Annotated in this window: 23 protein-coding genes; 5 read left to right on the forward strand and 18 right to left on the reverse strand. The window is 69.0% G+C overall.

Annotation, left to right across the window (positions count from 1 at the left end; translation table 11 throughout):
* Positions 1-111: 111 nt before the first annotated feature.
* The 9 genes from hflC to QLQ85_RS06850 form a co-directional block, all read right to left on the reverse strand.
* On the reverse strand, positions 112-1,023 hold the full coding sequence (gene hflC / locus QLQ85_RS06810) for a protease modulator HflC (RefSeq protein WP_282738292.1): 912 nt from the start codon (positions 1,021-1,023) through the stop codon (positions 112-114).
* On the reverse strand, positions 1,024-2,247 hold the full coding sequence (gene hflK, locus QLQ85_RS06815; protein ID WP_282738293.1) for an FtsH protease activity modulator HflK: 1,224 nt from the start codon (positions 2,245-2,247) through the stop codon (positions 1,024-1,026).
* Between the two features lie 149 nt (positions 2,248-2,396).
* Complete coding sequence (gene hflX / locus QLQ85_RS06820) at positions 2,397-3,713, reverse strand: ribosome rescue GTPase HflX (RefSeq protein WP_282738294.1); 1,317 nt, start codon at positions 3,711-3,713, stop codon at positions 2,397-2,399.
* An 8-nt stretch (positions 3,714-3,721) separates the two neighbouring features.
* Positions 3,722-3,973 (reverse strand): RNA chaperone Hfq, encoded by a 252-nt coding sequence (gene hfq / locus QLQ85_RS06825; protein WP_102627626.1) that lies wholly within the window; start codon positions 3,971-3,973, stop codon positions 3,722-3,724.
* A 124-nt stretch (positions 3,974-4,097) separates the two neighbouring features.
* The gene (miaA, locus tag QLQ85_RS06830) at positions 4,098-5,036 is read right to left on the reverse strand and encodes a tRNA (adenosine(37)-N6)-dimethylallyltransferase MiaA (protein WP_282738295.1); all 939 of its coding nucleotides are present in this window, start codon (positions 5,034-5,036) and stop codon (positions 4,098-4,100) included.
* A gap of 4 nt (positions 5,037-5,040) precedes the next feature.
* Positions 5,041-7,002, reverse strand: a complete 1,962-nt coding sequence (gene mutL, locus QLQ85_RS06835) for a DNA mismatch repair endonuclease MutL (RefSeq protein ID WP_282738296.1) — start codon at positions 7,000-7,002, stop codon at positions 5,041-5,043.
* A gap of 69 nt (positions 7,003-7,071) precedes the next feature.
* On the reverse strand, positions 7,072-8,481 hold the full coding sequence (locus QLQ85_RS06840) for an N-acetylmuramoyl-L-alanine amidase (RefSeq protein WP_282738344.1): 1,410 nt from the start codon (positions 8,479-8,481) through the stop codon (positions 7,072-7,074).
* A gap of 44 nt (positions 8,482-8,525) precedes the next feature.
* Positions 8,526-9,035 carry a tRNA (adenosine(37)-N6)-threonylcarbamoyltransferase complex ATPase subunit type 1 TsaE gene (tsaE, locus tag QLQ85_RS06845; protein ID WP_282738297.1) on the reverse strand — a complete coding sequence of 170 codons (510 nt, stop codon included), beginning with the start codon at positions 9,033-9,035 and terminating at the stop codon, positions 8,526-8,528.
* On the reverse strand, positions 9,016-10,554 hold the full coding sequence (locus tag QLQ85_RS06850) for an NAD(P)H-hydrate dehydratase (protein WP_282738298.1): 1,539 nt from the start codon (positions 10,552-10,554) through the stop codon (positions 9,016-9,018). The genes tsaE and QLQ85_RS06850 overlap by 20 nt, the downstream gene beginning before the upstream one ends.
* A 121-nt stretch (positions 10,555-10,675) precedes the next feature.
* Here QLQ85_RS06850 and queG point away from each other — a divergent pair, with 121 nt between their 5' ends.
* Positions 10,676-11,782, forward strand: coding sequence for a tRNA epoxyqueuosine(34) reductase QueG (queG, locus tag QLQ85_RS06855; protein ID WP_282738345.1), 1,107 nt, complete (start codon positions 10,676-10,678; stop codon positions 11,780-11,782).
* A 202-nt stretch (positions 11,783-11,984) separates the two neighbouring features.
* Here the strand turns inward: queG and orn are convergent, their stop codons facing one another.
* Positions 11,985-12,578 (reverse strand): oligoribonuclease, encoded by a 594-nt coding sequence (gene orn, locus QLQ85_RS06860; protein WP_282738299.1) that lies wholly within the window; start codon positions 12,576-12,578, stop codon positions 11,985-11,987.
* A 98-nt stretch (positions 12,579-12,676) separates the two neighbouring features.
* Here orn and rsgA point away from each other — a divergent pair, with 98 nt between their 5' ends.
* Genes rsgA through asd form a run of 3 tightly spaced genes read left to right on the forward strand, consistent with a single transcriptional unit; the run spans position 12,677 to position 15,443 of the window.
* Positions 12,677-13,696, forward strand: a complete 1,020-nt coding sequence (gene rsgA / locus QLQ85_RS06865) for a small ribosomal subunit biogenesis GTPase RsgA (RefSeq protein ID WP_282738300.1) — start codon at positions 12,677-12,679, stop codon at positions 13,694-13,696.
* A 52-nt stretch (positions 13,697-13,748) separates the two neighbouring features.
* Positions 13,749-14,579 (forward strand): sulfurtransferase, encoded by an 831-nt coding sequence (locus QLQ85_RS06870; protein ID WP_282738301.1) that lies wholly within the window; start codon positions 13,749-13,751, stop codon positions 14,577-14,579.
* A gap of 15 nt (positions 14,580-14,594) precedes the next feature.
* A complete protein-coding gene (asd, locus tag QLQ85_RS06875; RefSeq protein WP_282738302.1) occupies positions 14,595-15,443 on the forward strand; it encodes an archaetidylserine decarboxylase in 849 nt (282 codons plus the stop codon).
* On the opposite strand, the gene epmA is transcribed toward asd, so the two are convergent.
* Both epmA and efp read right to left on the reverse strand, forming a co-directional pair.
* A complete protein-coding gene (gene epmA, locus QLQ85_RS06880; RefSeq protein ID WP_282738303.1) occupies positions 15,440-16,414 on the reverse strand; it encodes an EF-P lysine aminoacylase EpmA in 975 nt (324 codons plus the stop codon). The two genes, asd and epmA, sit on opposite strands and share 4 nt — an antisense overlap.
* A 371-nt stretch (positions 16,415-16,785) precedes the next feature.
* Complete coding sequence (efp, locus tag QLQ85_RS06885) at positions 16,786-17,352, reverse strand: elongation factor P (RefSeq protein ID WP_102628015.1); 567 nt, start codon at positions 17,350-17,352, stop codon at positions 16,786-16,788.
* A 108-nt stretch (positions 17,353-17,460) separates the two neighbouring features.
* Between efp and epmB the strand changes: the two genes are divergently transcribed.
* On the forward strand, positions 17,461-18,498 hold the full coding sequence (gene epmB, locus QLQ85_RS06890; RefSeq protein ID WP_282738304.1) for an EF-P beta-lysylation protein EpmB: 1,038 nt from the start codon (positions 17,461-17,463) through the stop codon (positions 18,496-18,498).
* Here epmB and leuA read toward each other — a convergent pair.
* The 6 genes from leuA to parC form a co-directional block, all read right to left on the reverse strand.
* Entirely contained in the window at positions 18,495-20,201 is a 1,707-nt protein-coding gene (leuA, locus tag QLQ85_RS06895; protein WP_282738305.1) for a 2-isopropylmalate synthase, read from the reverse strand. The genes epmB and leuA overlap by 4 nt on opposite strands.
* 333 nt (positions 20,202-20,534) lie before the next feature.
* A complete protein-coding gene (locus tag QLQ85_RS06900; protein ID WP_282738306.1) occupies positions 20,535-20,897 on the reverse strand; it encodes a protealysin inhibitor emfourin in 363 nt (120 codons plus the stop codon).
* Positions 20,894-21,937 (reverse strand): M4 family metallopeptidase, encoded by a 1,044-nt coding sequence (locus tag QLQ85_RS06905; protein ID WP_282738307.1) that lies wholly within the window; start codon positions 21,935-21,937, stop codon positions 20,894-20,896. Before QLQ85_RS06905 ends, QLQ85_RS06900 begins: the two co-directional genes overlap by 4 nt.
* 86 nt (positions 21,938-22,023) lie before the next feature.
* A complete protein-coding gene (locus QLQ85_RS06910; protein WP_282738308.1) occupies positions 22,024-22,857 on the reverse strand; it encodes an ion transporter in 834 nt (277 codons plus the stop codon).
* Positions 22,858-22,861: 4 nt separating this feature from the next.
* Entirely contained in the window at positions 22,862-24,082 is a 1,221-nt protein-coding gene (serB, locus tag QLQ85_RS06915) for a phosphoserine phosphatase SerB (RefSeq protein WP_282738309.1), read from the reverse strand.
* Positions 24,079-26,331: a DNA topoisomerase IV subunit A gene (parC, locus tag QLQ85_RS06920; RefSeq protein WP_282738310.1), complete on the reverse strand. Its 2,253-nt coding sequence runs from the start codon at positions 26,329-26,331 to the stop codon at positions 24,079-24,081. The genes serB and parC overlap by 4 nt, the downstream gene beginning before the upstream one ends.
* Positions 26,332-26,447: the final 116 nt, after the last annotated feature.

Raw genomic sequence — 26,447 nt, forward strand, 5'->3', positions numbered from 1 at the left:
GAGTCTACCACGTTTGGCGCGGGGTTGAACCCTGCCGGGCGGACTGCCGCCATCGTGTGATGGCGGCAGTCCGAGCACCGGGCGCGGGCCTAACCGACCGCTCCCGGCGCCCTACTCCTCCGGCGGCAACAGCGCATCAGCCTCGAGCCCCCGGTTCGTCGGGCTCTTGAGGTAACGGAAGAAATCGCTGGAGGGATCCAGCACCAGCATGTTGCCATCTCCCTCGAAGCTGTTGCGATAGGCGTTCAGGCTGCGCCAGAAGGCGAAGAACTCCGCATCCTGGGAGTAGGCCTCGGAGAAGATCGCCGCGGCCTCGGCGTCGCCCTCACCGCGCAGGGTCTCGGAACGCTCGGTGGCCTGGGCCAGCAATACCTGGCGGCGACGGTCGGCATTGGCGCGGATACGCTCGGCCTCCTCCTGGCCCTGGGCGCGCCACTCGCGGGCCTCCCGCTCACGCTCGGAGCGCATGCGATCATAGACCGCCGAGGAGACGTCCTCGGGCAGGTCGATACGCTTGACGCGGATGTCGACGATCGCCACGCCCAGCTCCTCGCGCATCAGGGCGTCGAGGTCATCGGCCGGGCCGGTCATCAGGTCGTCGCGACGCTCGGCGATGATCTGCTGCAGGTCGAGGCGACCGAACTCGTTACGCAGGCTCTCGTCGACCCGCGGCTGGATCAGGCGCGTGGCCATCATCTCGTCGCCGGCCGTGGCCTCGTAGTAGCGGGTCGGGTTGACCACCTGCCACTTGACGTAGGAGTCGACGATCACCGCCTTCTGCTCCAGGGTCAGGTAGCGGCTGGGCTCGGTATCCAGGGTCAGCACCCGGGTGTCGAACTTGCGCACCGTCTGGGTGACGGGGACCTTGAAGTGCAGCCCCGGCTGGATGTTCTCCTCGATGACCTCACCGAAGCGCAGCTTCACCGCGCGCTCGGTCTCGTCGACCACGTAGAGGCTGTTGCTGGCCAGCCAGGCGGCAGCGGCCAGGCCGCCGACGATGATCAGGGAACGATTGTTGATCATTTAGCGGCCCTCCCTGCGGATTCCACTGCTGTTGTTGCCACCGTTCGAGGACGACTGGCTGCCGCGCAGGCGCTCGAGCACTCTCGGGTCGAGCTCGCCCTCCTCACCGGTGCGCTCGGCGTCAGCGCTACGCTCGCCGCCGTTACCCATCTGGTCCAGCGGCAGGTACATCAGCGGGCTGTCGTCGGCCACGTCGACCAGTACCTTCGGCGTGCTGCCGAAGATCTCGGCGATGGCATCCAGGTAGAGACGCTCGCGCATGATGGCCGGCGAGTCCTGGTACTGGGCGAGCAGCGCCGTGAAGCGGTTGGCCTGACCGCGGGCCTCGGCCACCACCGACTCACGATAGCCCTGGCCCTGCTCGACCAGGCGCTGGGCCTGACCCTGGGCCTCGGGGATGATGGCGTTGGCGTAGGCCATGCCCTGGTTGATGGTCCGCTGGCGGTCCTCGCGGGCCCGGATCACGTCGTCGAAGGCATCGATCACCTGGGCGGGCGCCGAGGTCGACTCGATGTTGATGGTCTGCAACAGGATACCGGTGCCGTAGCTGTCCTGATAGGACTGCAGGCGGCTAGCCACCGAGCTGCCGAGGATCTCGCGCCCCGAGGTCAGGATATCGATCATGTCGGTGCCGCCGACCACGTGACGCAGCGCGGAGTCCAGGGCGTTCTCGATGGAGAGCTGCGGGTCGCGCACGTTGAGCACGAAGTCACGGGGGTTGTTGACCTGGTACTGGGCCGAGATCTCGACCTCGACGATGTTCTCGTCGCGGGTCAGCATCGACTGGGTCTGGGTCAGCGAACGCACCCGGGTCACGTTGACCATGCGCACGTCGTCGATCAGTGGCGGGTTCCAGTGCAGCCCGGGGTTGACCACTTCCTGGAACTTGCCGAAGCGCAGCACCACGCCGCGCTCCGACTGGTCGACCAGGTAGAAGCCGGTGGCCGCCCAGATCGCCAGCGCCACGATGATCAGCAGGCCCGGCAGGGCGAAGGTGTTGCGCGGCTTGCCACCGCCGCCCTTACCGCCGCCGCCCTTGCCGCCGCGGCCGCCGAGCATGCTGTTGAGCTTGTCCTGAAACTTCTTCAGGGCCTCGTCGAGATCGGGCGGGCCCTGATTGCCGCCGCGATTACCGCCGCCGCCACCATTGTTGCCGCCGCCGCGTCGGCCACCACCACTCCAGGGGTCGTGCTGGTTGCCACCACCAGGCTCATTCCAGGCCATACGTCCTCTCCACTCTGCGTTGCGTCCCGCCGACGGAGCGGCTCCGTGGCGGGTTTAGGTTGCGATCCGGTGTGCGCCGTCCGAGCGACGCCTGTCGACCTTGTCGTTATCTGTGCACGGCCGTGGCACGAACACGGTTCGTCGTTCGTTCAACCTTCCCAGACGGGCCGCTCCTGCAGCTCCCCCGGCAGGTAGTCGTCGGGATGCTCGCCGAGGCGTGCCATCAACTGCAGGAAGTCGCGCCGTGGCAGCCGCACCTCGAGCAGCACGTGTCCCTGGTCGTCGAAGGCTTCCTCGCGCACCGCCCCCAGCTCGTGCAGGCCGGCCCTCAACCGGCCCTGATCGGGCGAGAGGGTCAGCCGCACGTCGATCACATCCTCGGCCAGACGCTCGGAGAGCGCCTGCCCCAGCAGCTCCAGGCCGCGCCCCTCGCGGGCCGAGAGCCAGACCACCTCGGGGAGCCCCTCGCCGTCGCGTTCGATGCGCGGGGCACTGTCGAGCAGGTCGATCTTGTTCATCACCTTGAGCGTCGGCACCTCGAGGGCGCCGATTTCGTCGAGCACCGTCTCGACCTGAGTCACGTTGAGGTCACGGTCGGGATCGGCGGCATCGATCACGTGCACCAGCAGGGTCGCCTCGGCGGCCTCCTGCAGGGTGGCACGGAACGCTTCGACCAGCTTGTGGGGCAGATGGCGGATGAAGCCCACGGTGTCGGCCAGCACCACCGGCCCCACGTCGACGACCTCGAGGCGACGCAGGGTCGGATCGAGGGTAGCGAAGAGCTGGTCGGCCGCATAGACCTCCGACTCGGTGAGGGCATTGAACAACGTTGACTTGCCGGCGTTGGTGTAGCCGACCAGCGAGACACTGGGGATCTCGGCCCGGGAGCGGGCACGGCGATTCTGGCTACGCTGGCTGCGCACCTTGTCGAGCCGCTTGTGGATCGCCTTGATGCGCGCCCGCAGCAGCCGGCGGTCGGTCTCGAGCTGGGTTTCGCCGGGACCGCGCAGGCCGATACCGCCCTTCTGGCGCTCGAGGTGGGTCCAGCCACGCACCAGGCGCGTCGACATGTACTCGAGCTGGGCCAGTTCCACCTGCAGCTTGCCCTCGTGGGTGCGGGCGCGCTGGGCGAAGATGTCGAGGATCAGCCCGGTGCGGTCGAGCACGCGGCACTTGAGCTCGCGCTCGAGGTTGCGCTCCTGGGAAGGACTCAGCGCATGGTTGAAGATCACCAGCTCGGCGTGATGAACGGCCATCGCCTCGCGCAGCTCCTCCACCTTGCCCGATCCCACGAAGGTTCGCGAATCGGGCCGGTGTCGGCTACCGGTGAGCAGCGTGGCCGGTTCGGCGCCGGCGGAACGCACCAGCTCGAGGAACTCGCCCGGATCCTCGCGCTCCTGTTCGTCCTGGAAATCCACATGGACGAGTACCGCCGTTTCACCGGCGTCGGGACGTTCAAAAAACAATCAATACCTCACGCATTGTTTTCCGGCTGCGCGGCGGGGTCCTGGACCGGCAGGCGCACGTTGCGCGACGGCACCACGGTGGAGATGGCATGCTTGTAGACCATCTGACTGACGGTGTTGCGCAGCAGGATGACGAACTGGTCGAAGGACTCGATCTGACCCTGTAGCTTGATGCCGTTGACCAGGAAAATCGATACCGGAATGCGCTCCTTGCGGAGGATGTTCAGGTACGGGTCTTGAAGGGACTGCCCTTTGGACATGTTGCTCTCCCTGAATTGTCTCTGGGGGTTGAAGTTATGCTCGGTCACGCCGCAAACCAGTCGGCGCCTTGACGGTTACCCGAAGGGGCCTGGTCACCCGGCCACTCGAAAGGATTATCTTACGCTAACTGCCGAATTCGCGCACGAGTTTCAGCACTTCGCCCATGGGGTCGGGGCCCATGCTGTCCACCCAGTGCAGCCCGGCCCAGCCACGCATCCAGGTCAACTGGCGCTTGGCCAGCTGACGGGTGGCGACGATGCCGCGATGGCACAGTGTCTCCCGGTCATACTCGCCGTCGAGATACGCCCAGGTCTGGCGATAGCCCACGCTCTTCATCGACGGCAGCCCCGGATGCAGGTCGCCGCGGGCCCGCAGCGCGGCCACTTCCTCGACCAGGCCCGCTTCGAGCATCTGCCCGAAGCGGGCCTCGATGCGCGCGTGCAGCACCTTGCGGTCGAAGGGTGTCAGGCCTATCGACAGCACGCGCCAGGGGAAGGTTTCCGGACGCTGCGCCTGCCACAGCTCCGAGAGGGTGCGCCCGCTCAGGCGATGGACCTCCAGCGCCCGCATCAGCCGCTGCGGGTCGTTGGGGTGGATACGCGCCGCCGAGGCGGGGTCGATCCGGGCGAGCTCGGCGTGCAGCGCGGCGAGCCCGCCCCGCTCGAGGTCACGCTCCAGCTCGGCGCGCACCCAAGGGTCCGACGCCGGCAGGTTGGCCACCCCGAAGAGCAGCTGCTTGAGGTACATCATGGTGCCCCCCACCAGCAGCGGAGTGCCGCCGGCTGCGCTGATATGTCGCATCTCGGCGAGGGCGTCCTCGCGGAAATCGGCCGCCGAATAGGGCTCGGCCGGGTCGCGGATATCGATCAGCCGGTGTGGCGCCCGCGCGAGCTCGGCGGCACTGGGCTTGGCGCTGCCGATGTCCAGGCCGCGATAGACCATGGCCGAGTCGACGCTGATCAGCTCCAGGCCGCGGCGCTCGTGGAGCTCGATGGCCAGGTCGGTCTTGCCGGCGGCGGTGGGCCCCATCAGCAGGATGGCGGGGGGCCGCTTATCCATCATGGGACTATTGTCCTCGCAGGAAGAGGCGGTCGAGTTCCTTCATGGTCATCTCGGTCCAGGTGGGGCGGCCATGGTTGCACTGGCCGCTGCGCTCGGTGCGTTCCATGTCGCGCAACAGGGCGTTCATCTCCTCCAGCGTCAGGCGACGGTTGGCGCGCACGCTGCCGTGGCAGGCCATGGTGGCGAGCAACTCGTTGATGTGTGCCTCGAGGCGGTCGGATCGGCCGTAGCGCTCGAGATCCGCCAGCATCTCGCGGATCAGCGGCTCGACGTCGGCATCCGCCAGCAGCACCGGCAGCTGGCGCACCAGCAGGGTCTCGGGGCCGGCCACGTCGAGCTCGACGCCGAGCCGGGCAAAGGCCTCGCGCTCGGCCTCGACGGTGGCCACCTCGGCGGCGCTCGCCGCCAGCGATACCGGCACCAGCAGCGGCTGGGCCTCCAGCTCGCCGCCGTGCACCTGGGCCTTCATGCGCTCGTAGACGATGCGCTCGTGGGCGGCATGCATGTCCACCACGATCAGGCCGCGCTCGGTCTGGGACAGGATGTAGATCCCGTGCAGCTGGGCGATGGCGTAGCCGAGGGGAGGCGCCCGGGTGGCGTCCTCCTCGGGCAGCACGGGGCGAGGGTTCCCCGACTGCGCCTCCACCCCGGCGGGGACCCGACGCTCGCGCAGGGCCAGGCCCGCGGCGGTGCCGCCGGGGGCCGTCGGCTGTGGCGTCAGCAGCTGCTCCTCGTGACCGGGGTGCAGCGCCCGATAGCCGTCCATGAAGGCGCGGACACGGTCCGGCGTCACTCTCTCACGGGCCCCCTCGCCCACGTCCTCGCGCCCGTGCAGCGCCATGGGTTGCTGCTGCCAGCGCCCGGGGCTCTCGGCGACACCCTCGCCACCGCCGGCCGGCGCGGCGGCGGGCTCGCCTCGCGCCTCCTCCTTGGCCATCTCCCGCCCCCCGGCGCGGGCCTCGCCCAGGGCACGGTGCAGGCTGGAGAACAGGAAGTCGTGGACCATGCGCCCGTCGCGGAAGCGCACCTCGTGCTTGGTGGGGTGCACGTTGACGTCCACCACCAGGGGGTCGACCTCGAGGTAGAGCACGAAGACCGGATGGCGACCGTGGAAGAGCACGTCGCGATAGGCCTGGCGGATGGCGTGGGCCACCAGGCGGTCGCGCACCACCCGGCCGTTGACGAAGAAGTACTGCTGATCGGCCTGGGCCCGGGAGTGGGTGGGCAGGCCCACCCAGCCCCATAGGCGCAGGCCGCCGGTCTCGAGGTCCAGATGCAGGGCATTGTCGAGGAAGGCGCGGCCGAGCAGCGCGGCGATGCGCCGCTCCCGGGCGATCATGTCATCGCCGGGCCGCAGCTGGTGGAGGGTCTTCTGGTTGTGGCGCAGCACCCAGCCGATGTCGAAGCGCGACAGCGCCTGGCGGCGGAAGGCCTCCTCCACGTGGCCGAATTCGGTCTTCTCGGTGCGCAGGAACTTGCGCCGTGCCGGCGTATTGAAGAAGAGGTCACGCACCGTCACCGAGGTGCCGCGGGGGTGCGGCGCCGGAGAGACCCGCGGCTCCATCTGGCGCCCCTCGGCCACCACTCGCCAGCCACTCCGGGGATCATCGTCGATATTGGAGATCAGCTCGAGCCGCGATACCGAGCTGATCGAGGCCAGGGCCTCGCCGCGAAAGCCGAGACTCGCCACGCCCTCGAGTTCGTCCAGCGAGGCGATCTTGCTGGTGGCATGGCGGGACAGGGAGAGCGGCAGGTCCTCCTCGCCGATGCCGCTGCCATCGTCACGCACGCGGATCGAGCGCGTGCCGCCATTCTCCAGCTCGACCTCGATACGCCGACTGCCCGCATCGATGGCGTTCTCCACCAACTCCTTGACCACCGAAGCGGGGCGTTCGACCACCTCGCCGGCGGCGATCTGGTTGGCCAGCCGCGGATCGAGGACCTTGATGCGTCGCTGCGCTGTCATATCACTCCTCAAGACGAGCTGCGGGCTACGAGCCGCGAGCCCCCCTGCTCGAAGCCCGAAGCTCGGAGCTCAAGAACGGGGGATCCGGATCAGCTGCCCGACCCGGATCACGTCACCGTTGAGTTCGTTGGCCTGCTTCAACTGGGCCACCGGCACGCCGTGGCGGGCGGCGATCTCGGAGAGGGTATCACCGGGCTGGATGCGATACTCGTTGCCGTCGGTGCCGCGGCTCTGGTCACGCTGCCAGGCCAGCAGGCTGGCCGGGGGCGGGTTGCGCCGGAAGTGGTCACGCAGGCCGCCGAAGATCGCCCGGGCCACGCTCTGCTGGTGGGAGGCGTCACGCAGCCGGCGCTCCTCGTCCGGGTTGGAGATGAAGCCGGTCTCGATCAGCAGCGAGGGAATGTCCGGCGACTTCAGCACCATGAAGCCGGCCTGCTCCACCCGCGACTTGTGCAGCCGGTTGACCTGCCCCAACTGGTCGAGCACCTGCCCGCCGATGGTCAGGGAGTCGTTGAGGGTCGCGGTCATGGTCAGGTCCAGCAGCACACCGCGCAACACCTCGTCCTTGTCCTCCAGCGAGAGGTTGCCGTCCACCCCGCCGATCAGGTCGGCACGGTTCTCGCTGGCGGCCAGCCACTGGGCGGTCTCCGAGGTGGCGCCGCGTTGTGACAGGGCATAGACGGAGCTGCCGTTGGGCCGGGGGCTGTTGAAGGCGTCGGCATGGATCGAGACGAAGAAGTCGGCCTTCTGCTCGCGGGCGATGCGGGTGCGTTGACGCAACCCGATATAATAGTCGCCGTCGCGGATCATCACCGCCCGGAAGCCCTCGGCCTCGTTGACCTGCGCCTGCAGCCGCCGGGCGATCTCCATCACCACGTCCTTCTCGCGGGTACCGCTGGGGCCGATGGCTCCCGGGTCCTCGCCGCCATGGCCGGGGTCGATGGCGATGATGATGTCGCGCCGGGGATGGGGTCGGGCCTGCTGCAGGGCCACCGCCGGCTCCGACGCCACCTCGGCGCCACCGCTGCCGGCGCCGACCCGGGCCCGGTTGGCGGCGATCTCCTGCTCGCGGATCATCGCCTCGATGGGATCGATGGGGTCCTCCACGGCACTCTCGCCGGGATACTCCAGGTCAACCACCAGACGATGGCCATACTGGTCGTTGGGTGCGAGGGTGAAATGGCGCGGCTCCACCTCGCGCTCCAGCTCGAGCACCACCCGCAGGCCGTTGCCGTCGCGAACGCCGGTACGCACCCGGCTGATGGCGCTGCCGGCGAGATCCAGCCGGTCGACGTCGGCCTCGAGACGGCTGTCGTCCAGATCGATCACCAGCCGCCGGGGGTTGTCCAGGGAGAAGACGTTGGCCCGGGGGGCGGTGGAGAGATCGAAGACCAGCCGGGCGTGGTCAGGGGCGGCCCACAGGCGCACGTTCTCGACCTCACCCGCCCCGGCGGCCCCGGCCACCAACCAGGCCATCATCAACCATGCCGCCGACAGCAGGCGGCGACCGAACGCATCCTTTCTCATGGTGCCGTCTCGCCATCCATATCGACGAAGCTCCTGTCCCGAAGCAGTTCGGGGTCGGCGGCCAGCCGAGCCAGTACCCGGCGGCCGTGATCGCTGAATGCCTCGAGGCGCGCCTCGCGGCCCGTCCCGGCGAGCGCCAGGCTCACCACCAGATCGGGCATCGGCAACCAGCCCTCGCCTCGCTCCGCCCACTCGATGAGGCACAGTGCGTCCTCGGCCAGCAGATCGCGACCGCCGATGAACTCCAGCTCCTCGGGGTCGCCGAGGCGATAGAGGTCAAAGTGGTGGATGCGCGTCCCGGCGAGCTCGTAAGGCTCGACCAGAGTATAGGTGGGGCTCTTCACCGCGCCCCGGTGTCCATGGGCACGCAGGATGCCGCGGGCCAGGGTGGTCTTGCCGGCGCCCAACTCCCCCTGCAGATGCACTCGACCGTGCCCCTGCAGGGCCCGTCCCAGGCACTCGCCGAAGGCGACCTGGCGGTCTTCGTCATCGAGTCGCAGCTGCATGGCCATCGCCCGTCCCAGGGTTGATCAACAATTGCGCATAGGATGCCAGATCGCCGGCCAGCAGACCACGCTCGCCGATGTCGCCGGCCGCCATGTCGGCGGCCAGGGCGTGCACCAGCACACCCACCCGGGCGGCCGCTTCCAGGGGCAGGCCCTGCGCCAGCAGGCCGCCCAGAATTCCCGACAGCGCATCGCCCATGCCGCCACTGGCCATCCCCGGGTTGCCGAAGGGACAGACGGTGAGCCCCTCCGGCCCCGCCACCAGGGTACCGGCGCCCTTGAGGACCACCACCCCGCCGCGCCGCCGCTGGAGTTCACACACCGCCGCCGGCCGGTCGGTCTCGACCTCGGCCGCACTGATGCCCAGCAGACGCGCCGCCTCGCCGGGATGCGGAGTGAGAATCCAGTCATCGCGGCGCTCGCCCGACCAGCGCGCCGCCAGCAGGTTGAGTCCATCGGCATCGACCACCAGGGGGCGGGCCGCCTGGAGGGCGGCCTGCAGCATGCCCTGCCCCCAACTGCCCTGGCCGAGCCCGGGGCCGACCACCAGCACTCCGGCGTGCCCGGCCAGCTCGCCCAGCTCGGCGGCACCACGCACGCCATGCACCATCACCTCGGGCCGACGAACCAGGCTCGCCGTGACATGCGCCGGCGCCGTGGCCAGGCTGACCTTACCGGCCCCCAGCCGGGCACAGGCCTCGGCGGCGAGCAGCGCCGCGCCGCCGAAACCGGGCGCTCCGCCGAGGATCAGGGCATGGCCGAAATCGCCCTTGTGGGCGTCGCGAGCCCGCGGCGGCAGCCAGGCACCGACCAGCCCGGCATCGAGCAGCCGGGCCGCGGGCAGGAGGTCTGCCTGGGCCTCGGCATCGACGCCCAGGGAGCGGAAGTCCAGCTCCCCCACATGGGCCGGCGCCGCCCCGGTATGCAGGCCGAGCTTGTCACCGATGAAGGTCACGGTGCGTGTCGCCCGCACCGCGACACCGAGCACCGCCCCGGTATCGGCATGCAGCCCGGAGGGAATATCGATGGCGAGCACCGGCAGGTTGCTCTCGTTGACGGCGGCAATGGCGTCACGGATGTCGCCGCGCACCTCCCCGCCCAGGCCGGTGCCGAGCAGGGCATCGACGACCAGCTCGCCGCGCAGGGCCAGGCCCGGCCGCCACGACTCGACGCCCACGCCGGCGGCACTCGCCATCTCGGCGGCGCGCCGGGCATCGCCGGTCAGGTCATCCACCGCCTTGAGCAGGATGCGCTGCACCGTCCGGCCCTCGGCGGCGGCCAGGGCCGCCAGCACATGGCCGTCGCCACCGTTGTTGCCGCCGCCGCACAACACCGTGACCGTCCCGGCCCCCGGCCAGCGCGCCTTGAGGCCCTGCCAGGCGGCCATGGCCGCCCGCTGCATCAGGGCGAAGCCGTCGCCCTCCTCGGCAATGGTACGGCGATCGAGCTCTCGTACCTGCTCGGCCCGATAGAGCGGGCGACCGCGACGCTCCCAGTGATCGAACGCCTCGATGGACATCCGGTGTCTCCCCTGAACGTGATGCTTTACCATGGAGTGTAAGTTCTTCACGCCTCGCGCCAAGCCCCCCCGGGCGCAAAATGAGCGACGAGGCCTCTTCTTGCGTGGTTTTTACTCGATCATGAGTGCTCCGGCGCCGATTCCCGACACCCCGCCCGACCTCCAGGCCCTGGCCGACCGGATCAGGACCTGGGGACGCGAGCTCGGTTTCCAGCAGGTGGGCATCACCGACACCGACCTGGCCGAGGACGAGCAGCGCCTCGCTCGCTGGCTGGCCGCCGGCCACCACGGCGAGATGGGCTTCATGGCCAAGCATGGCACCAGGCGCACCCGCCCCGCCGAGCTGGTCCCCGGCACCCTCCGCGTGATCAGCGTGCGCCTGGACTACCTGCCCGCCGAGGTGGAGACCACCAAGGTGCTCGGCCAGCCGTCGATCGCCTACGTCTCCCGCTACGCCACGGGACGCGACTACCACAAGCTGATGCGCAAGCGCCTGGCCAGCCTGGCGCAGCGGATCGAAGCCGAGGTGGGGCCCTTCGGCTATCGCGCCTTCGTCGACTCCGCCCCGGTGATGGAGCGGGCGCTGGCGCGCAAGGCGGGGCTCGGCTGGTTCGGCAAGAACGCCATGTTGCTCAACCCCAGGGCCGGTTCGCTGTTCTTCCTCGGCGAACTCTACACCGACCTGCCGCTGCCGGTGGACGAGCCCTTCGAGTCCGACCACTGCGGCAGCTGCAGCGCCTGTCGCACCGCCTGCCCCACCGGGGCCATCGTCGAGGATCGGGTGGTCGACGCCCGGGCCTGCATCTCGTATCTCACCATCGAGCTGTTCGGCGCCATTCCCGAGCGCTACCGCGAGGCCATGGGCAACCGGGTATTCGGCTGCGACGACTGCCAGCTGGTCTGCCCCTTCACCCGTTTCACCCGCGTGACCCGCGAGGCCGACTTCGCCCCCCGCCACGACCTGGACCGGGCCAGCCTGGTATCGCTGTTCGCCTGGGGCGAGGAGGAGTTCCTCGACAGGACCGCCGGCAGCCCCATCCGCCGCATCGGCTACGAGCGCTGGCTGCGCAACCTGGCCGTGGGACTCGGCAACGCGCCCTGGAGCGAGGCGGTGGAAGCCGCGCTGATGGCCCGCCTGCCCTACCCCTCCGACCTGGTACGCGAGCATGTGCGCTGGGCGCTGGCCCGCCAGCGGCAGAAGCGCGGAGCGTTGATCGCCAGCGCTTAACAGCATTCAGGATCAAGGCGGATCACTACCTTCGAGAGCGGCGCCGGGGACAGGTCGTAGCGGAGGTCTTTTTCCAGGGAAGGAAAAAGTAGCGCCCAGGGAGGGGTTCACAGCGCCTCCGCGGAGACCTGTCGCCGGAAAAGCCGCGACTTCAGGCACCTATCACCCGTTGCCTTCAGCTGGCACTCGTAGCTCGGCGCTGCTACTCCTCCTCGTCGCGCTCCGTGCCCGGCAGACGCAGGAAGGTGGTGCGGTAGTGCGCAAGCTCGGCGATCGACTCGCGGATATCGTCCAGCGCCAGGTGCACGTTACGCTTGCTGAAACCCGCCAGGGCGCCCGGATTCCAGCGCCTGGCCAGCTCCTTCAGCGTCGAGACGTCGAGGTTGCGGTAGTGGAAGAACGCCAGCAGGTCGGGCATCTCGCGCTCCATGAAGCGGCGATCCTGGTGCACGCTGTTGCCGCACATCGGCGAACTGCCGGGCGCGACGTGCTCGCGCAGGAACTCGAGGGTGCGGCGCTCGGCCTCGGCGGTGTCGACCCGGCTGGCCTTCACCCGCTCGACCAGGCCCGACTCGCCATGGGTCTTCTGGTTCCAGTCGTCCATGGCGGCGAGCAGCTCGTCGGACTGGTGCACGGCGATCACCGGCCCCTCGGCCACCAGGTTGAGGTCGTTGTCGGTGACCAGGGTGGCGATCTCGATGATGCGCTCGCGATTCGGGTCGAGCCCGGTCATCTCCAGGTCGATCCACACCAGGCGCTGCGTGCGTGGGTCACGCTGTTCACTCGTCTCGGACATGCGAAGGGCTCCTTGCTGGGCGGCGCTGTGGCACGGCTGACGACAGCGGGCACCTCGGGTGAGTACAATACCCCCATTGTACCGAGCTTCGGGCCCCCATGAGCAAACGCAAGTTGAGCCGCCAGCAACGCTGGCGTATCGAGAAGATCCAGGCCGAGCGCGCCCGGCGCGCCGAGCAGCTCGATGCCCGGGATGCCGACAGGCTGGCCGCCGGGGAGTACGGCCCCGAGCAGCCGGGCCGGGTGATCGCCCACTTCGGCCGCACCCTGGACGTCGCTCCCGAGGGCGACGGCGATGCCGTGCGCTGCCACCTGCGTGCCAACCTCGAGGGCCTGGTCACCGGCGACCGCGTGATCTGGCGCGCCGCCCGGGACGGCAGTGGCGTGGTGGTGGCGCGAGCCGAGCGCGACAACGTGCTCGAGCGCCCCGACGCCCGCGGCCAGCTCAAGCCCGTGGCGGCCAACATCGACCAGATCCTGATCGTCTTCGCCGTGGAACCGGCGCCCCACGCCAACCTGATCGACCGCTACCTGGTGGCGGCCGAGGCCACCGGCATCGCCCCGGTGCTGGTGCTCAACAAGATCGACCTGCTGCCGGAAGCCGGTGGCCAGCTGCGCGAATTGCTCGGCCGCTACGAGGCGCTGGGCTACCCGGTGGTGGCGACCACCACGGCGCGCGCGGATGGCCTCGCGGCCCTGCTGGCCCGCCTGGACGGCCGCACTTCGGTCTTCGTCGGCCAGAGTGGCGTGGGCAAGTCCTCGTTGATCGGCCGCCTGCTGCCCGACGAGGAACTCCGCATCGGGGCACTGTCGAAGGATTCGCGCAAGGGCACCCATACCACCACCACGGCGCGCCTCTATCGGCTGCCCGCCTCCGATGGCGGCGAGCTGATCGACTCGCCGGGGATACGCGAGTTCGGTCTGGTTCATCTGGACGAGCAGCAGGTCGCCGAGGGCTTCATCGAGTTTCGCGACCACCTGGGCCGCTGCCGTTTCCGCGACTGCCGCCACCGCCATGAACCGGGCTGTGCGCTGCTCGCGGCCGTGGAACGCGGCGAGATCCATCCCGAACGCTTTGCCAGCTATCGACGCATCGTCGACACTCTCGACGAGAGCTGAGACAAGCACGTCAACGTCCCCCGAGTCGGGCCTGAAGGTAGGAGAGAGTGCCATGAGTTCAGAAGACAACCTGTTGCCGCTGATCGTCGAGCCCGAGCGACTCGCCGAGCACCTCGACGAGCCGTCGCTGCTGATCATCGACGTGCCGCTCAGGGCCGAGAGCCATGACCAGGGCCATGTGCCCGGCGCCGTCTTCCTGGATCATCGCCTGCTGCTGAGCGGCGAGGGCGAGGTGCCCTGCAAGGTGCCCGCCACCGACGCCCTCTCGCGGCTGTTCTCGTCGCTCGGCCTGACCCGCGACACCCATGTGGTGGCCTACGACGACGAGGGCGGCGGCTGGGCCGGGCGCCTGCTCTGGACCCTGGAGTTGATCGGCCACACCCGCTACTCCTACCTCAACGGCGGCATCCACGCCTGGCGGGAGGCCGGGCTGCCGGTCTCCACCGAGCCCCATGCTCCCACGCCCAGCGAGTACGAGGCCGAGATCCTGCACCCCGAGGTGGCCATCGACCGCCTCGAGCTCCAGGAGCGCCTGGGCGAGAAGGGCTTCGCCGTCTGGGACGCTCGCTCCCGGGCCGAATACGACGGCGAGAAGGGCGACAACCGGCATCTCGGCCATATCCCCGGGGCGGTGAACATGGAGTGGACCGACGCCATGGACCGTGAGCGCGCCCTGCGCATCCGCGACTACGCCGAGCTGATCACCGAGCTCGAGGCCCTGGGCTTGACCCCGGACATGGAGGTGGTCACCCACTGCCAGACCCACCACCGCAGCGGCTTCACCTGGCTGGTAGGTCGGGCACTCGGCTTCGAGAAGATCCGTGGCTATGCCGGCTCCTGGAAGGAGTGGGGCAACCGCGACGATACGCCGATCGAAAAATAGGATGGACTCCCTCTAGTGCTCCTTTCCAGACTCTTCGCCCTGATCCAGTACCCCCTGCCCCACCATCTGCTCTCGCGGCTGGTGGGCCAGTTCGCCGACTGCCGCCTGCCGTGGCTGAAGAACGCCCTGATCCGCGCCTTCGTCAAGCAGTTCAAGGTCGACATGACCGAGGCCGCCGAGCCCGACCCGACCGTCTATGCCACCTTCAACGACTTCTTCACCCGCGAGCTCAAGCCGGAGGCCCGCCCCCTCGGCGAGGGCGTGGTCAGCCCCGCCGACGGCACCCTCTCGCAGTTCGGCGCCATCGAGGCCGGCCAGCTGTTCCAGGCCAAGGGGCACCGCTTCTCGGCCATGGAGCTCTTCGGCGGCGACGGCGAGGCGGCGAGGCGCTACCTGGGCGGCAGCTTCGCCACCGTCTATCTCTCGCCGAGCGACTACCACCGGGTGCACATGCCGCTAGCCGGCACCCTGACCGAGATGGTCTATGTGCCGGGCCGGCTGTTCTCGGTGAACGCCGCCACCACCGAGCACGTGCCCAACCTGTTCGCCCGCAACGAGCGGCTGGTGTGCCACTTCGACACCGAATACGGGCCCATGGCGGTGGTACTGGTCGGCGCGATGATCGTCGCCGCCATCGAGACGGTGTGGGCCGGTCAGGTCACGCCGCTCTCGGGCGAGGTACGACGCATCCGTTTCGACACCCCGGTGCGCCTCGAGAGGGGCGAGGAGATGGGCCGCTTCAAGCTCGGCTCCACCGTGGTGATGGCCTTCGCCGAGCCGGCGACCTTCGCGGATGATCTCGAGCCTGGCGCCAAGGTGCGGATGGGCCAGTCGCTGGGGGCACTGCCCGGCAGCGATGCCTAGCAGCGCGGCGTGGCGAAGGCCATCACCTCCGCCACGCTCGCCCTGCCCAGGGCCAGCTGGATCAGCCGGTCGATGCCCAGGGCCACCCCGCTACCGCCCGGCATGCCGTGCGCAAGCGCCGCCAGCAGCCGCGCGTCGACGTCCACCTCGGGCAGGGCCAGCCGGCGGCGTTCGGCGTTGTCCTCGGCGAAGCGGGCGCGCTGCTCGGCGGCATCGGTGAGCTCGTCATAGCCGTTGGCGAGCTCCAGCCCCGCCAGGTAGACCTCGAAGCGCGACGCCACCCACTCGCCGTCCTCGGGGTCGCGATGACGCCGGGCCAGGGCCGCCTGGCTCGCCGGGTAGTCGACCACCACGTCCAGCCCCTCACGTCCCAGGGCCGGCTCGATGGCCAGGCTCATCAGCAGGTCCAGGCAGCTGTCGCGGGGGGCATCATCCATCTCGAGTCCGCCCGTGTCGCCGGCCAGCCGCTGCAGTTCGGCGAGCGGTGCCGCGAACGGGTCGAGGTTCAGGGTCTCGCGGAACAGCTCGCGGTAGCGGCGCCGGCGCAGCGGGCCGGGATCGCGCCCGAGCACCGCGTGAATCAGCCCCGCCGTCTCCTCGATCAACTCGTCGAGGGCGAACCCCGGCCGATACCACTCGAGCATGGTGAACTCGAGGTTGTGGCGCCGCCCTACCTCGCCGTCGCGGAAACTGCGCGCCAGTTGGAAGATGGGGCCGCTGCCGGCGGCCAGCAGTCGCTTCATGTGGAACTCCGGCGAGGTCTGCAGCCAGAGCCGCTCACGGCCGGCCGGCGTCGTGGCCTCGGTGCACAGCGACGCCAGGTGCACGTCGGTGCTGCCGCCGTGGCCCAGCACCGGGGTCTCCACCTCGAGCACCCCGCGCGCGGCGAAGAAGGCCCGCACCCCGGCCAGCAGCCGCGCCCGCTCGCGCAGGGTCTCGATTGTCGCCGTGGGTTGCCAGTCGCTTGCCATAGCACCATCCTCTACCAACGCGAAGGCCACACCGAAGCGTGGCCTTCAGGAGTCTAACGGAGCCGCGGCTTGCCCGGCGACAGGCCGTCGCGGAGGCGCTGTGAACCCTTCCCTGGGCGCTACATTTGCCATCCCTGACAAATGACCTCCGCTTCGCCCTGTCCCCGGCGCCGCTTGGCCACTCCGATTAACCATCTCTTGCGGCCTCTCCGAACGATGCTCAGGGCTAGGCCCGTTCCCTACGGGCCCTTCGCACTTCCCACATCCTTGTGGGTCGCAAGGCGAACCCCGGGTAAGGCGGCGGAGTTTAGCAGCGCTAAATGAGCAAGCCGTCCCGGGGTTCAACGCCGTATGAGCGAGTGCAGGAAGGCTTATGCTCGTGAAACGTACTCGCCGGAGCGCGTATCCACCTTCAGTACCTCGCCCTGGTTGATGAACAGCGGCACGCGCACCACGGCGCCGGAGGAGAGGGTCGCCGGCTTGGAGCCGCCCTGGGCGGTATCGCCCTTGAGGCCGGGGTCGGTCTCGACCACTTCCAGCTCGATGAAGTTGGGCGGACTGACGCTGATGGCGTTGTCGTTCCACAGGGTCACGGTGTAGGGCACCTGCTCCTTGAGCCACTTCTCGGTGTCGCCCAGGGCCTTCTTCTCCACCGCATACTGCTCGAAGGAACCGTCGGTCTTCATGAAGTGCCACATGTCGCCGTCGCTATAGAGGTACTCCATCTCCAGGTCCATCACGTCGGCACCTTCGAGGGATTCGCCGGACTTGAAGGTCCGCTCCCAGACGCGGCCGGTGATCAGGTTGCGCAGCTTGACGCGGTTGAAGGCCTGCCCCTTGCCGGGCTTGACGAATTCGTTCTCGACGATCGTGCAGGGATCGCCGTCGAGCATCACCTTCAGACCGCCCTTGAATTCATTGGTAGAATAGTTCGCCATGATCTCTCACCCATGTTCGAACACGCCACCGGCACTGGCCGGCGGCGCGCCCAAGCAAACGAAGTTCGACGAGGGCTCGCCCCTCGCCCGCATTGACTGGTGTGCCGCATGATAACCCGAAGCCCCGCCCTTTTGCAGCGTCCCGACCGGGAGGTGAGGCCCCTGACCAACTCCGCGCCCTGGCAGGCCCAGCTATCCCGGGCGATCCGCGACCCGCGCGAGCTGTGCCGGCGCCTCGGGCTGGACGACGCCTGGCGGCCGGGCGCCGAGGCCGGGCATCGCCTCTTCGAGGTGCGGGTGCCGGAGGCCTATCTCGCCCGCATCCGCCCCGGCGACCCGCACGATCCGCTGCTGCGCCAGGTGTTGCCGCTGATGGACGAGACCCGGCCGACACCGGGCTATGTGGCCGACCCCCTGGCCGAGGCCGACCACACCCCGGCGCGGGGGCTGATCCACAAGTACCAGGGCCGGGTGCTGCTGATCGCCAGCCCCGCCTGCGCGGTGAACTGCCGCTACTGCTTCCGCCGCCACTTCCCCTACGAGGAGAACTCGCCCTCCCGAGCCCAGTGGCAGCAGACGCTGGACCATCTGCGCGGGGACGACTCGATACGGGAAGCGATCCTCTCCGGCGGCGACCCCCTGGCCGCCAGCGACCGCCGGCTCGCCTGGCTGGTCGAGCGGCTCGAGGCCATCCCTCACCTGAAACGGCTGCGCATCCACACCCGCCTGCCGGTGGTGATCCCCGACCGCATCGACGACGCCCTGCTCGGCTGGCTCTCGGCCACCCGGCTGCAGAAGGTGGTGGTGCTGCATGTCAACCACGCCAACGAGATCGACGACGCCGTGGTCGCGGCCTGTACGCGCCTGAAGGCGGCCGGCGTCACCCTGCTCAACCAGAGCGTGCTGCTGCGCGGCGTCAACGACTCGGTGGACGCCCTGGCCGCGCTCTCCGAGCGCCTCTTCGAGGCCGGGGTACTGCCCTACTACCTGCACGTGCTCGACCCGGTGGCCGGTGCCGCCCAGTTCGACGTGCCGGATGACGAGGCCCGCGAGCTGGTCGCGGGCCTCAGAGAGGTGCTGCCGGGCTTCCTGATGCCGCGGCTGGTGCGCGAGATCCCCGGCGAGGCCAGCAAGACGCCCCTTTAAGCCAGCGTCGCCGCGGTGACATTGGCCGCCGGCTCGGCGGTGGAGACATGGCGGTTGATGGCGCTCATCACCCCCTTCATGGAGGCGCTGGTGATGCTCTCGTCGGTACCCACGCCGAACACCGCCTTGCCGTCGATGCGCACCTCCACGTAGGCGATCGCCTCGGCGTCGGCGCCCTGGCCGCGGGAGTGCTCGTGATAGTCGATGATCTCGACGTCATGGCCGGCCGCCGCCAGGGCCTTGATGAAGGCCGCCAGCGGGCCGTTGCCCTCGCCGCGGATGACCCGGCGCTCGCCGTGCTCCGCGATGGTCGCCTCCAGGCTCACCCGGGGGCTGTCGGGCTCCGAGGAGAGGCGATGACCGACCAGGGCATAGGGCTCGCGTCGCTCCAGGTACTCGTCGGCGAAGGCCTGGTAGATCATCTGCGAGGTGATCTCGCGCCCGGTGCGATCGGCGACCTCCTGTACCACCTGGCTGAACTCGATGGAGAGCCGGCGCGGCAGCTCGATGCCGTGCTCCTGCTCGAGCAGGTAGGAAACACCGCCCTTGCCCGACTGGCTGTTGACGCGGATCACCGCCTCGTAGCTGCGGCCCACGTCCATCGGGTCGATGGGCAGGTAGGGTACCTCCCACATGGCGTCGGGGTTGGCACGGCGCTCGGCCATGCCCTTCTTGATGGCGTCCTGGTGGGAGCCGGAGAAGGCGGTGAACACCAGGTCGCCCACGTAGGGGTGGCGCGGATGCACGGGCAGCTGGTTGCAGTACTCCACCTCGCGCATGATCGGCGTGATGTTGGAGAAGTCGAGCCCCGGGTGCACGCCCTGGGTGTAGAGGTTCATGGCCAGGGTGACGATATCGACGTTACCGGTACGCTCGCCGTTGCCGAACAGGGTGCCCTCGACGCGATCGGCACCGGCCATCACGGTGAGTTCGGCGGCGGCCACGCCGGAGCCGCGGTCGTTGTGTGGATGCACGCTGACGATCAGGCTGTCGCGCCCCTTCACGTGGCGGCAGAACCATTCGACCTGGTCGGCGTAATTGTTGGGGGTGGCCGCTTCCACGGTGGCCGGCAGGTTGACGATCATCGGCTTCTCGGCGGAGGCACCATAGGCCTCCATGACCGCCTCGACCACCTCCTTGGCGAAGTCCATTTCGGTGGTGGTGAACAGCTCCGGCGAGTACTGGAAGGTCCAGTTCGTCTCCGGCGCCGCCTCCATGCGGCTTCGGATCCGGGTGGTGGCATCCACGGCGATCTGAATGCACTCCTCCTTGCTGACGTTGAACACCACGCGGCGGAATACCGGATCGGTGGCATTGTAGACGTGGACGATGGCGTTCTTCGCGCCCGCGAGCGCCTCGAAGGTACGGTCGATCAGGTGCGGGCGGGCCTGGGTCAGCACCTGGATGGTGACGTCGTCGGGCACCTTGCCCTGCTCGATCAGCGCACGCACGAAGTCGAAGTCGGTCTGGGAGGCCGAGGGGAAGCCCACCTCGATCTCCTTGAAGCCGATCTTCACCAGCAGATCGAAGAAGCGCTTCTTGCGCTCATGGTCCATGGGGTCGATCAGCGACTGGTTGCCGTCGCGCAGGTCGACGCTGCACCACAGCGGGGGAGTCTCGATGCGGCGGTTCGGCCACTGGCGATCGGGCAGATCGACAGCGACGAAGGGGCGGTACTTGGCGGCGGGGTTGTCGAGCATCATGGTGGCATTCTCCCTGGGCTGGCGACTCTGGCGTTCGGAGGTCGGGCGGCATTCAGAAACGACAACGCCCCGGATGCATCAAGCATACCGGGGCGCCGGGACACACAGCAAAGCGATTCACACGGCCGACGACGACCGGGCGGGAACCGCGACTACTGCGGGCAACAATTCGGAAGGAAGACATTTCGACACCTCAACTGACCTGGACTGGAAAAAGCGATGCGCAGCGCATCACCCGGCACGATCAAAGGCCGGTTAGTAGTCGTAGGTCCAGGCTGAGGTGGCGAAATTCAGTGTTCATGTTCCCTAGAAAATCAGCATACGGCCCCCTTGTCAAGCCGGGCCGGCATCCTCGCCTTGACCGGGTCCCGCCCCGGCACGGCGCCACCACTCGAGCAGCGCCTCCGGCGCGGCATCCTCGGCCACCGTCAGCGCCCACACCACCGTGCCGGCGTCGTCCTCCACGCTCAGATGCAGCAGGCGTCGATCGGCCCCCGTTTGCGTGGCATCGGAAGGGCAGGCCTGCGCCAGGGCGGTGAGCAGCCGCTGCAGCTCGATGCGCTGCGTCTCGCTGCACAGGGCGCAGTGAATGCGCCGCGGCCGCACCAGTCCCGGAAAGTGGGCCACGCCCCCCTCGCGGCTGAGCCGCAGCACGCTGGCAGGCGTGAGGACCGGTGCCGCTCCGGGTGAGGTCATGGCAAGACCCCGACGGCACGCCAGGCCTCGCGTACCGCCTCGGCTTCCCGGCTCGAGGCCCCGAAGCGCCGGCCGGCATTGTCGCGGGTCAGCTCGGCGAAGGCGGCGAAGTCGCTGTCGTGGGCCAGGCGGCTGTCGACCAGGGTGTCGTACCACACCGGCCCCGCGCCCTCCCAGGCATGGCCCCCCAGGGCCGTGGCGGCGAGATGGAAGGCTCGGTTGGGGATCCCCGAATTGATATGCACGCCGCCGTTGTCCTCCCGGGTCTCGACGAAGTCATCCATGTGTCCCGGCTGGGGGTCGCGGCCAAGCAGTGGGTCGTCGTAGGCCGTGCCGGGCTCCGCCATGGAGCGCAGGGCGCGGCCGGCGACCCGCTCGGTGAACAGCCCGGCTCCGATCAACCAGTCGGCCTGCTCGACGCTCTGCTCATGGCGGTACTGCTTGACCAGGCTGCCGAACACATCCGACAGCGACTCGTTGAGCGCCCCGGCCTGGTGGGAATAGACCAGCCCCGCCTCGTACTGGATCACTCCGTGGGTCAGCTCATGGGCGATGATGTCGATGGCGATGGTGAAGCGGTTGAACAGCTCGCCGTCGCCGTCGCCGAAGACCATCTGGTTGCCGTCCCAGAAGGCGTTCTCGTAGTCCTGGCCGTAGTGCACCGTGGCCAGCAGCGCCATGCCCCGGTCGTCGAGGGAGTGGCGCTGGAACACCTCCCAGAACAGCCGATAGGTCGCCCCCAGGCCGTGATAGGCCTCGTCGACGGCGGCATCCCCGCTGGCACCCTCCCCCTCCCCGCGGACCAGCCGACCGGGCAGGCTCTGCTGCTGGTCGGCGGTGTGGACGTAGCGGGCCGGTTCGCCGCGCCGCGCGCTGCCCTCGGGCAGCGTCACGGCACCTGCCCGCGCGCGCAGGCCGTGATCGGCGAGCAGGGTATGACGGGCGCAGTCGCGAAGGCGGGGGCCACCCCCGCTGGCGATGCGCTCGAGCAGGTACGGTGGCAAGAAGGTCAACGGCTTACGGTGTCGCGAAGTGGTCATCCCTGTCCTCCTCGGGTACTCGGCCGGTCTCGGTCATCGAGACCGGATGACTCCTGGTCAGGCCTGCCTCGCCCCAGAAGGTTCCATCAGCGATCCCGCCGCTCCAGCAATGCCTCCATCCGCGAGAGCTGGTCGCGCATCTGACGCACGTCGCTGCGCAGGCCGTGCAGTTCGGCGGCCTCCCCTTCCCCGCTCTCCAGCTCGATCGCCAGGCTCTCCTTCTGCATCACGTCGAGCACGATGCCGATCATCATGTTGAGGAAGATGAAGGCGTTGAGGAAGATGAAGGTCAGGAAGTAGATCCAGGCGTAGGGGTAGTGCTCCATGGTCGGGTAGAGCACCGCGGTGGCCCAGCTCTCGAAGGTGGCGACCTGGAACAGCGTCAGCATGGCCAGCGAGATGTTGCCCCACAGCTGCTCGTCGACGCTGGCGAACAGGAAACTGCCGATGGCGCCGTAGATGTAGAAGATGATGAACATCAGCAGCGCCACGTAGCCCATGCGCGGGATCGACTTGAACAGCGCGGCGATCAGCATGCGCAGCTCGGGGATCATCGATACCAGGCGCAGCACCCGGAAGATCCGCAGCAGGCGCGCCAGCAGCACCATCTCGGAGTCGTCCAGGGGGATCAGGCTGGCGGTGACGATCAGGAAGTCGAAGACGTTCCAGCCGCGCTTGAAGAAGTCGCGCAGGCGCTTCTCCGCCGCCATGCGGATCAGGATCTCCACCAGGAAGAAGACGGTCACCGCCGTGTCGAGCAGCAGCAGCCACTCCTGGAAGGGGCTGACCTCCTCCTCGTAGGTCTTGGCGCCGATCAGCAGGGCCGAGACGACGATGATGGTGATCACCGTCAGCTCGAAGGCCTTGTGGGCGCGCAGCCGCTCGAAGCGCTCGCGCCAGGTCTCGAAGGTGGTACTCACGGCCCTACTCCTCCAGGTCCACCTGGCGGTAGCCGATCAGGTAGAGCACCGAATCGAGCCCCAGGGTGGAGATCGACTGGCGGGCCTGGCTGCGCACCAGCGGCTTGGCCCGGAAGGCGATGCCGAGCCCGGCGGCGGCCAGCATCTTGAGGTCGTTGGCGCCATCGCCCACGGCGATGGTCTGCTCCATGGCGAACCCCTCGCGCGCGGCGATCTCGCGCAGCAGCGCCGCCTTGCGGTCGGCGTCGAGGATCGGCTCGCGCACCTCGCCGGTGACCTTGCCGTTCTCGATCACCAGCTCGTTGGCATGGATCTCGTCGAAGCCGAGCCGCTCCTGCAGGTGGCGGGCGAAGTAGGTGAAGCCCCCGGAGAGGATCGCGGTGCGGTAGCCCAGACGCTTGAGCTGCGTCATCAGCCGCTCGACGCCATCCATCAGCGGAAGCTCCTCGGCGATCTCGGCGAGCACCGACTCGTCGAGTCCCTTCAGCTTGCTCATGCGCTCGCGGAAGCTCTGCTGGAAATCCAGCTCGCCGCGCATGGCGCGCTCGGTGACCTCGGCGACCTCGTCGCCGACGCCGTGACGCCGCGCGAGCTCGTCGATCACTTCGGTCTTGATCAGGGTCGAGTCCATGTCGAAGCAGACCAGGCGGCGGTGGCGACGCCAGATGGAGTCCTCCTGGATGGCGATGTCGACGCCGTGCATGGCGCCCAGCGCCAGGGCCTTCTCGCGCAGGGCATCGAGGTCGACCTCCTCGCCGCGCAGCCAGCACTCCACGCAGGCCCCGCTGATGAGCGCGTGTTCGTGGGGCACGCCGCCATCCAGCGGCTCGCGGCCGGAGAGGCGATGGATCAGCTCCACGGTCAGGCCATGCTCGGCGGTCAGTGCGCCCACCTCGGCGAGGATCCCCGCCGGCAGGTGCGGCGCCAGCAGCGTCAGGATCAACCGCGGCTGGCTGGCGTGGGCACTCCAGCGCTGGTAGTCCTCGGCGCTGACCTGGATCGCCTGGACGTCGAGCCCCAGGGCAGCGCCGGCGGCGGTGAGGGCGCCCTCCAGGTCGTTGTCCTGTCCGAGCCCCACCAGGGCCTCCAGGGAGAGCATGTCGAAGGTCACGCTCTGGTTGATGTCCAGCAGGCGGGCGCCGCTGGTCGCCAGCGCCTTGCCCAGGCCGGCCAGCTGGCCGGGACGCGCCGCGCCGGTGGCGCGGATCAGTACTCGTCGTGTCATTCACCACTCTCCAGCCGGTCGACCTTCTGCAGGCCACGGGGCAACTTGCTGCCGCGCCGGCCGCGTTCGCCACGATAGTAATCCAGATCGGCGGCCTTGAGCGTCAGGTGGCGCTTGCCGGCATGGATCACCAGCGAGCCCCCGGCGGGCACCACCACCAGGCTGCGCACGAACTCCTCGCGCCGGGCGGCTCGCGCCCCCGGAATGTCGATCATCTTGTTGCCCTTGCCCTTGGCCATCTCGGGCAGCTGCTCGAGGGGGAAGACCAGCAGCCGCCCCTCGTTGGAGACCGCAGCCACGCTGCCCCCCGCGTCCGCGGGTACCGCGCAGGGGGGCAGCACGTTGCAGCCCTTGGGCACGCTGAGCACCCCCTTGCCCGACTTGTTCTTGCCAACCAGTTCCTCGAGGCGGGCCACGAAGCCGTAGCCGCCGTCGGAGGCGAGCAGGAAGCGCGCCGAGGGTGGCGCCAGCATCAGCCCCGCCATGTGCGCCCCGGCCACCACGTTGACCCGGCTGGTCACCGGCTCGCCCTGGCCACGGGCACTGGGCAGGTTGTGGGCGGCCAGGGTATAGGCGCGCCCGGTGTCGTCGAGCAGCACCAACGGCTGGTTGGTCTTGCCCCGGGCGGCCAGGGCGAAGCGGTCGCCGGCCTTGTAGGAGAGCCCCGCGGGATCGATCTCGTGGCCGCGGGCCGCCCGGATCCAGCCCTTCTCGGAGAGCACCACGGTGACGGGATCGGCGCCGACCAGCTCGACCTCGGAGAGCGCCCGGGCCTCCTCGCGCTCGACGAGCGGCGAACGGCGGGCGTCGCCGTACTCCTTGCCGGCGGCGCGCAGCTCCTCCTCGATCAGGTCGGTGAGCCTGGCCTCGCTGCCGAGCAGCGCCTCGAGGTGCTGGCGTTCGGCCTCGAGCTCGTCCTGCTCGCCGCGAATCTTCATCTCCTCGAGCTTGGCCAGGTGGCGCAGGCGCAGCTCGAGGATCGCCTCGGCCTGGCGGTCGCTGAGCCCGAAGGCCGCCATCAACGCGGGCTTGGGCTCGTCCTCCTCGCGGATGATGCGAATCACCTCGTCGATGTTGAGGTAGGCGACGAGCAGGCCCTCGAGGATATGCAGACGATCCTGCACCTTGCCCAGGCGATGCTCGAGCCGTCGGCGCACGGTGGTGCGGCGGAAGCGCAGCCACTCGCCGAGCAGCTCGGGCAGCGCCAGCACCCGCGGCCGGCCGTCGAGGCCGATCACGTTCATGTTGACGCGGATGTTCTTCTCGAGATCGGTGGTGGCGAAGAGATGCGCCATCAGCGCCTCGATGTCGACCCGGTTGGAGCGCGGCTCGATCACCAGACGGGTCGGCTCCTCGTGGGTCGACTCGTCGCGCAGGTCGGCCACCATGGGCAGCTTCTTGGCCTGCATCTGGGCGGCGATCTGCTCGAGCACCTTGGCGCCGCTGACCTGGTAGGGCAGCGCAGTGATCACGATGCTGCCCTCCTCCATGACGTAGCGGGCACGCAGCTTCACCGAACCGCGACCGCTCTCGTAGAGCTTGCGCAGGTCGGCCCGCGGCGTGATGATCTCGGCCTCGGTGGGGAAGTCCGGCGCCGGCAGGTACTGGCCGAGGTCCGCCGTGGTCGCCTCGGGGTGGCGCAGCAGGTGACAGGTGGCCTCGACCACCTCGTTCACGTTATGCGGCGGGATGTCGGTGGCCATGCCCACGGCGATGCCGGTGCCGCCGTTGAGCAGCACATGGGGCAGCCGCGCCGGCAGCACCACCGGCTCGTTCATGGTGCCGTCGAAGTTGGGGGTCCAGTCGACGGTGCCCTGGCCGAGTTCGCTGAGCAACACCTCGGCGAACTTCGACAGCCGCGCCTCGGTGTAGCGCATGGCGGCGAACGACTTCGGATCGTCGGGGCTGCCCCAGTTGCCCTGGCCGTCGACCAGCGGGTAACGGTAGCTGAACGGCTGGGCCATCAGCACCATCGCCTCGTAGCAGGCGCTGTCGCCGTGGGGGTGGAACTTGCCGAGCACGTCGCCGACGGTACGCGCCGACTTCTTGTACTTGGCGCTGGCGGAGAGCGCCAGCTCGCGCATGGCGTAGACGATGCGCCGCTGCACCGGCTTCATGCCGTCGCCGATGTGCGGCAGCGCCCGGTCGAGGATGACGTACATCGAATAGTCGAGGTACGCCTTCTCGGTGTACTCGCGCAGCGAGAGGCGCTCGACATCGCCCTCCGCCACCTGGATATCCATGGTCATCGATTGACCCCTTTCATGATTTCATGGCCGTTGCCGTGCTGCACCAGTGCCCATTCGATCCAACCGTCGAGGCCGCGCCTGTGGGGTCAGACCCCAGCCGTGTCGTCTCGACCCGG

Source organism: Halomonas kalidii (assembly GCF_030010475.1).
Taxonomy (GTDB): Bacteria; Pseudomonadota; Gammaproteobacteria; order Pseudomonadales; family Halomonadaceae; genus Halomonas; species Halomonas heilongjiangensis.

Excerpts from the sequence above, each read along its gene's own strand:
- parC (WP_282738310.1), bottom strand. The coding sequence starts at position 26,331 with ATGACCATGGATATCCAGGTGGCGGAGGGCGATGTCGAGCGCCTCTCG.
- tsaE (WP_282738297.1), bottom strand. The coding sequence starts at position 9,035 with ATGCAGCTGCGACTCGATGACGAAGACCGCCAGGTCGCCTTCGGCGAG.
- efp (WP_102628015.1), bottom strand. The coding sequence starts at position 17,352 with ATGGCGAACTATTCTACCAATGAATTCAAGGGCGGTCTGAAGGTGATG.
- QLQ85_RS06840 (WP_282738344.1), bottom strand. The coding sequence starts at position 8,481 with ATGATGGCCTGGTTGGTGGCCGGGGCCGCCGGGGCGGGTGAGGTCGAG.
- leuA (WP_282738305.1), bottom strand. The coding sequence starts at position 20,201 with ATGATGCTCGACAACCCCGCCGCCAAGTACCGCCCCTTCGTCGCTGTC.
- QLQ85_RS06850 (WP_282738298.1), bottom strand. The coding sequence starts at position 10,554 with ATGTCCATCGAGGCGTTCGATCACTGGGAGCGTCGCGGTCGCCCGCTC.
- epmA (WP_282738303.1), bottom strand. The coding sequence starts at position 16,414 with ATGGCAAGCGACTGGCAACCCACGGCGACAATCGAGACCCTGCGCGAG.
- hfq (WP_102627626.1), bottom strand. The coding sequence starts at position 3,973 with ATGTCCAAAGGGCAGTCCCTTCAAGACCCGTACCTGAACATCCTCCGC.
- QLQ85_RS06905 (WP_282738307.1), bottom strand. The coding sequence starts at position 21,937 with ATGACCACTTCGCGACACCGTAAGCCGTTGACCTTCTTGCCACCGTAC.
- hflC (WP_282738292.1), bottom strand. The coding sequence starts at position 1,023 with ATGATCAACAATCGTTCCCTGATCATCGTCGGCGGCCTGGCCGCTGCC.
- epmB (WP_282738304.1), top strand. The coding sequence starts at position 17,461 with ATGATAACCCGAAGCCCCGCCCTTTTGCAGCGTCCCGACCGGGAGGTG.
- serB (WP_282738309.1), bottom strand. The coding sequence starts at position 24,082 with ATGACACGACGAGTACTGATCCGCGCCACCGGCGCGGCGCGTCCCGGC.
- queG (WP_282738345.1), top strand. The coding sequence starts at position 10,676 with ATGAGTGCTCCGGCGCCGATTCCCGACACCCCGCCCGACCTCCAGGCC.
- QLQ85_RS06900 (WP_282738306.1), bottom strand. The coding sequence starts at position 20,897 with ATGACCTCACCCGGAGCGGCACCGGTCCTCACGCCTGCCAGCGTGCTG.
- rsgA (WP_282738300.1), top strand. The coding sequence starts at position 12,677 with ATGAGCAAACGCAAGTTGAGCCGCCAGCAACGCTGGCGTATCGAGAAG.
- orn (WP_282738299.1), bottom strand. The coding sequence starts at position 12,578 with ATGTCCGAGACGAGTGAACAGCGTGACCCACGCACGCAGCGCCTGGTG.
- mutL (WP_282738296.1), bottom strand. The coding sequence starts at position 7,002 with ATGACAGCGCAGCGACGCATCAAGGTCCTCGATCCGCGGCTGGCCAAC.
- miaA (WP_282738295.1), bottom strand. The coding sequence starts at position 5,036 with ATGATGGATAAGCGGCCCCCCGCCATCCTGCTGATGGGGCCCACCGCC.
- QLQ85_RS06870 (WP_282738301.1), top strand. The coding sequence starts at position 13,749 with ATGAGTTCAGAAGACAACCTGTTGCCGCTGATCGTCGAGCCCGAGCGA.
- hflK (WP_282738293.1), bottom strand. The coding sequence starts at position 2,247 with ATGGCCTGGAATGAGCCTGGTGGTGGCAACCAGCACGACCCCTGGAGT.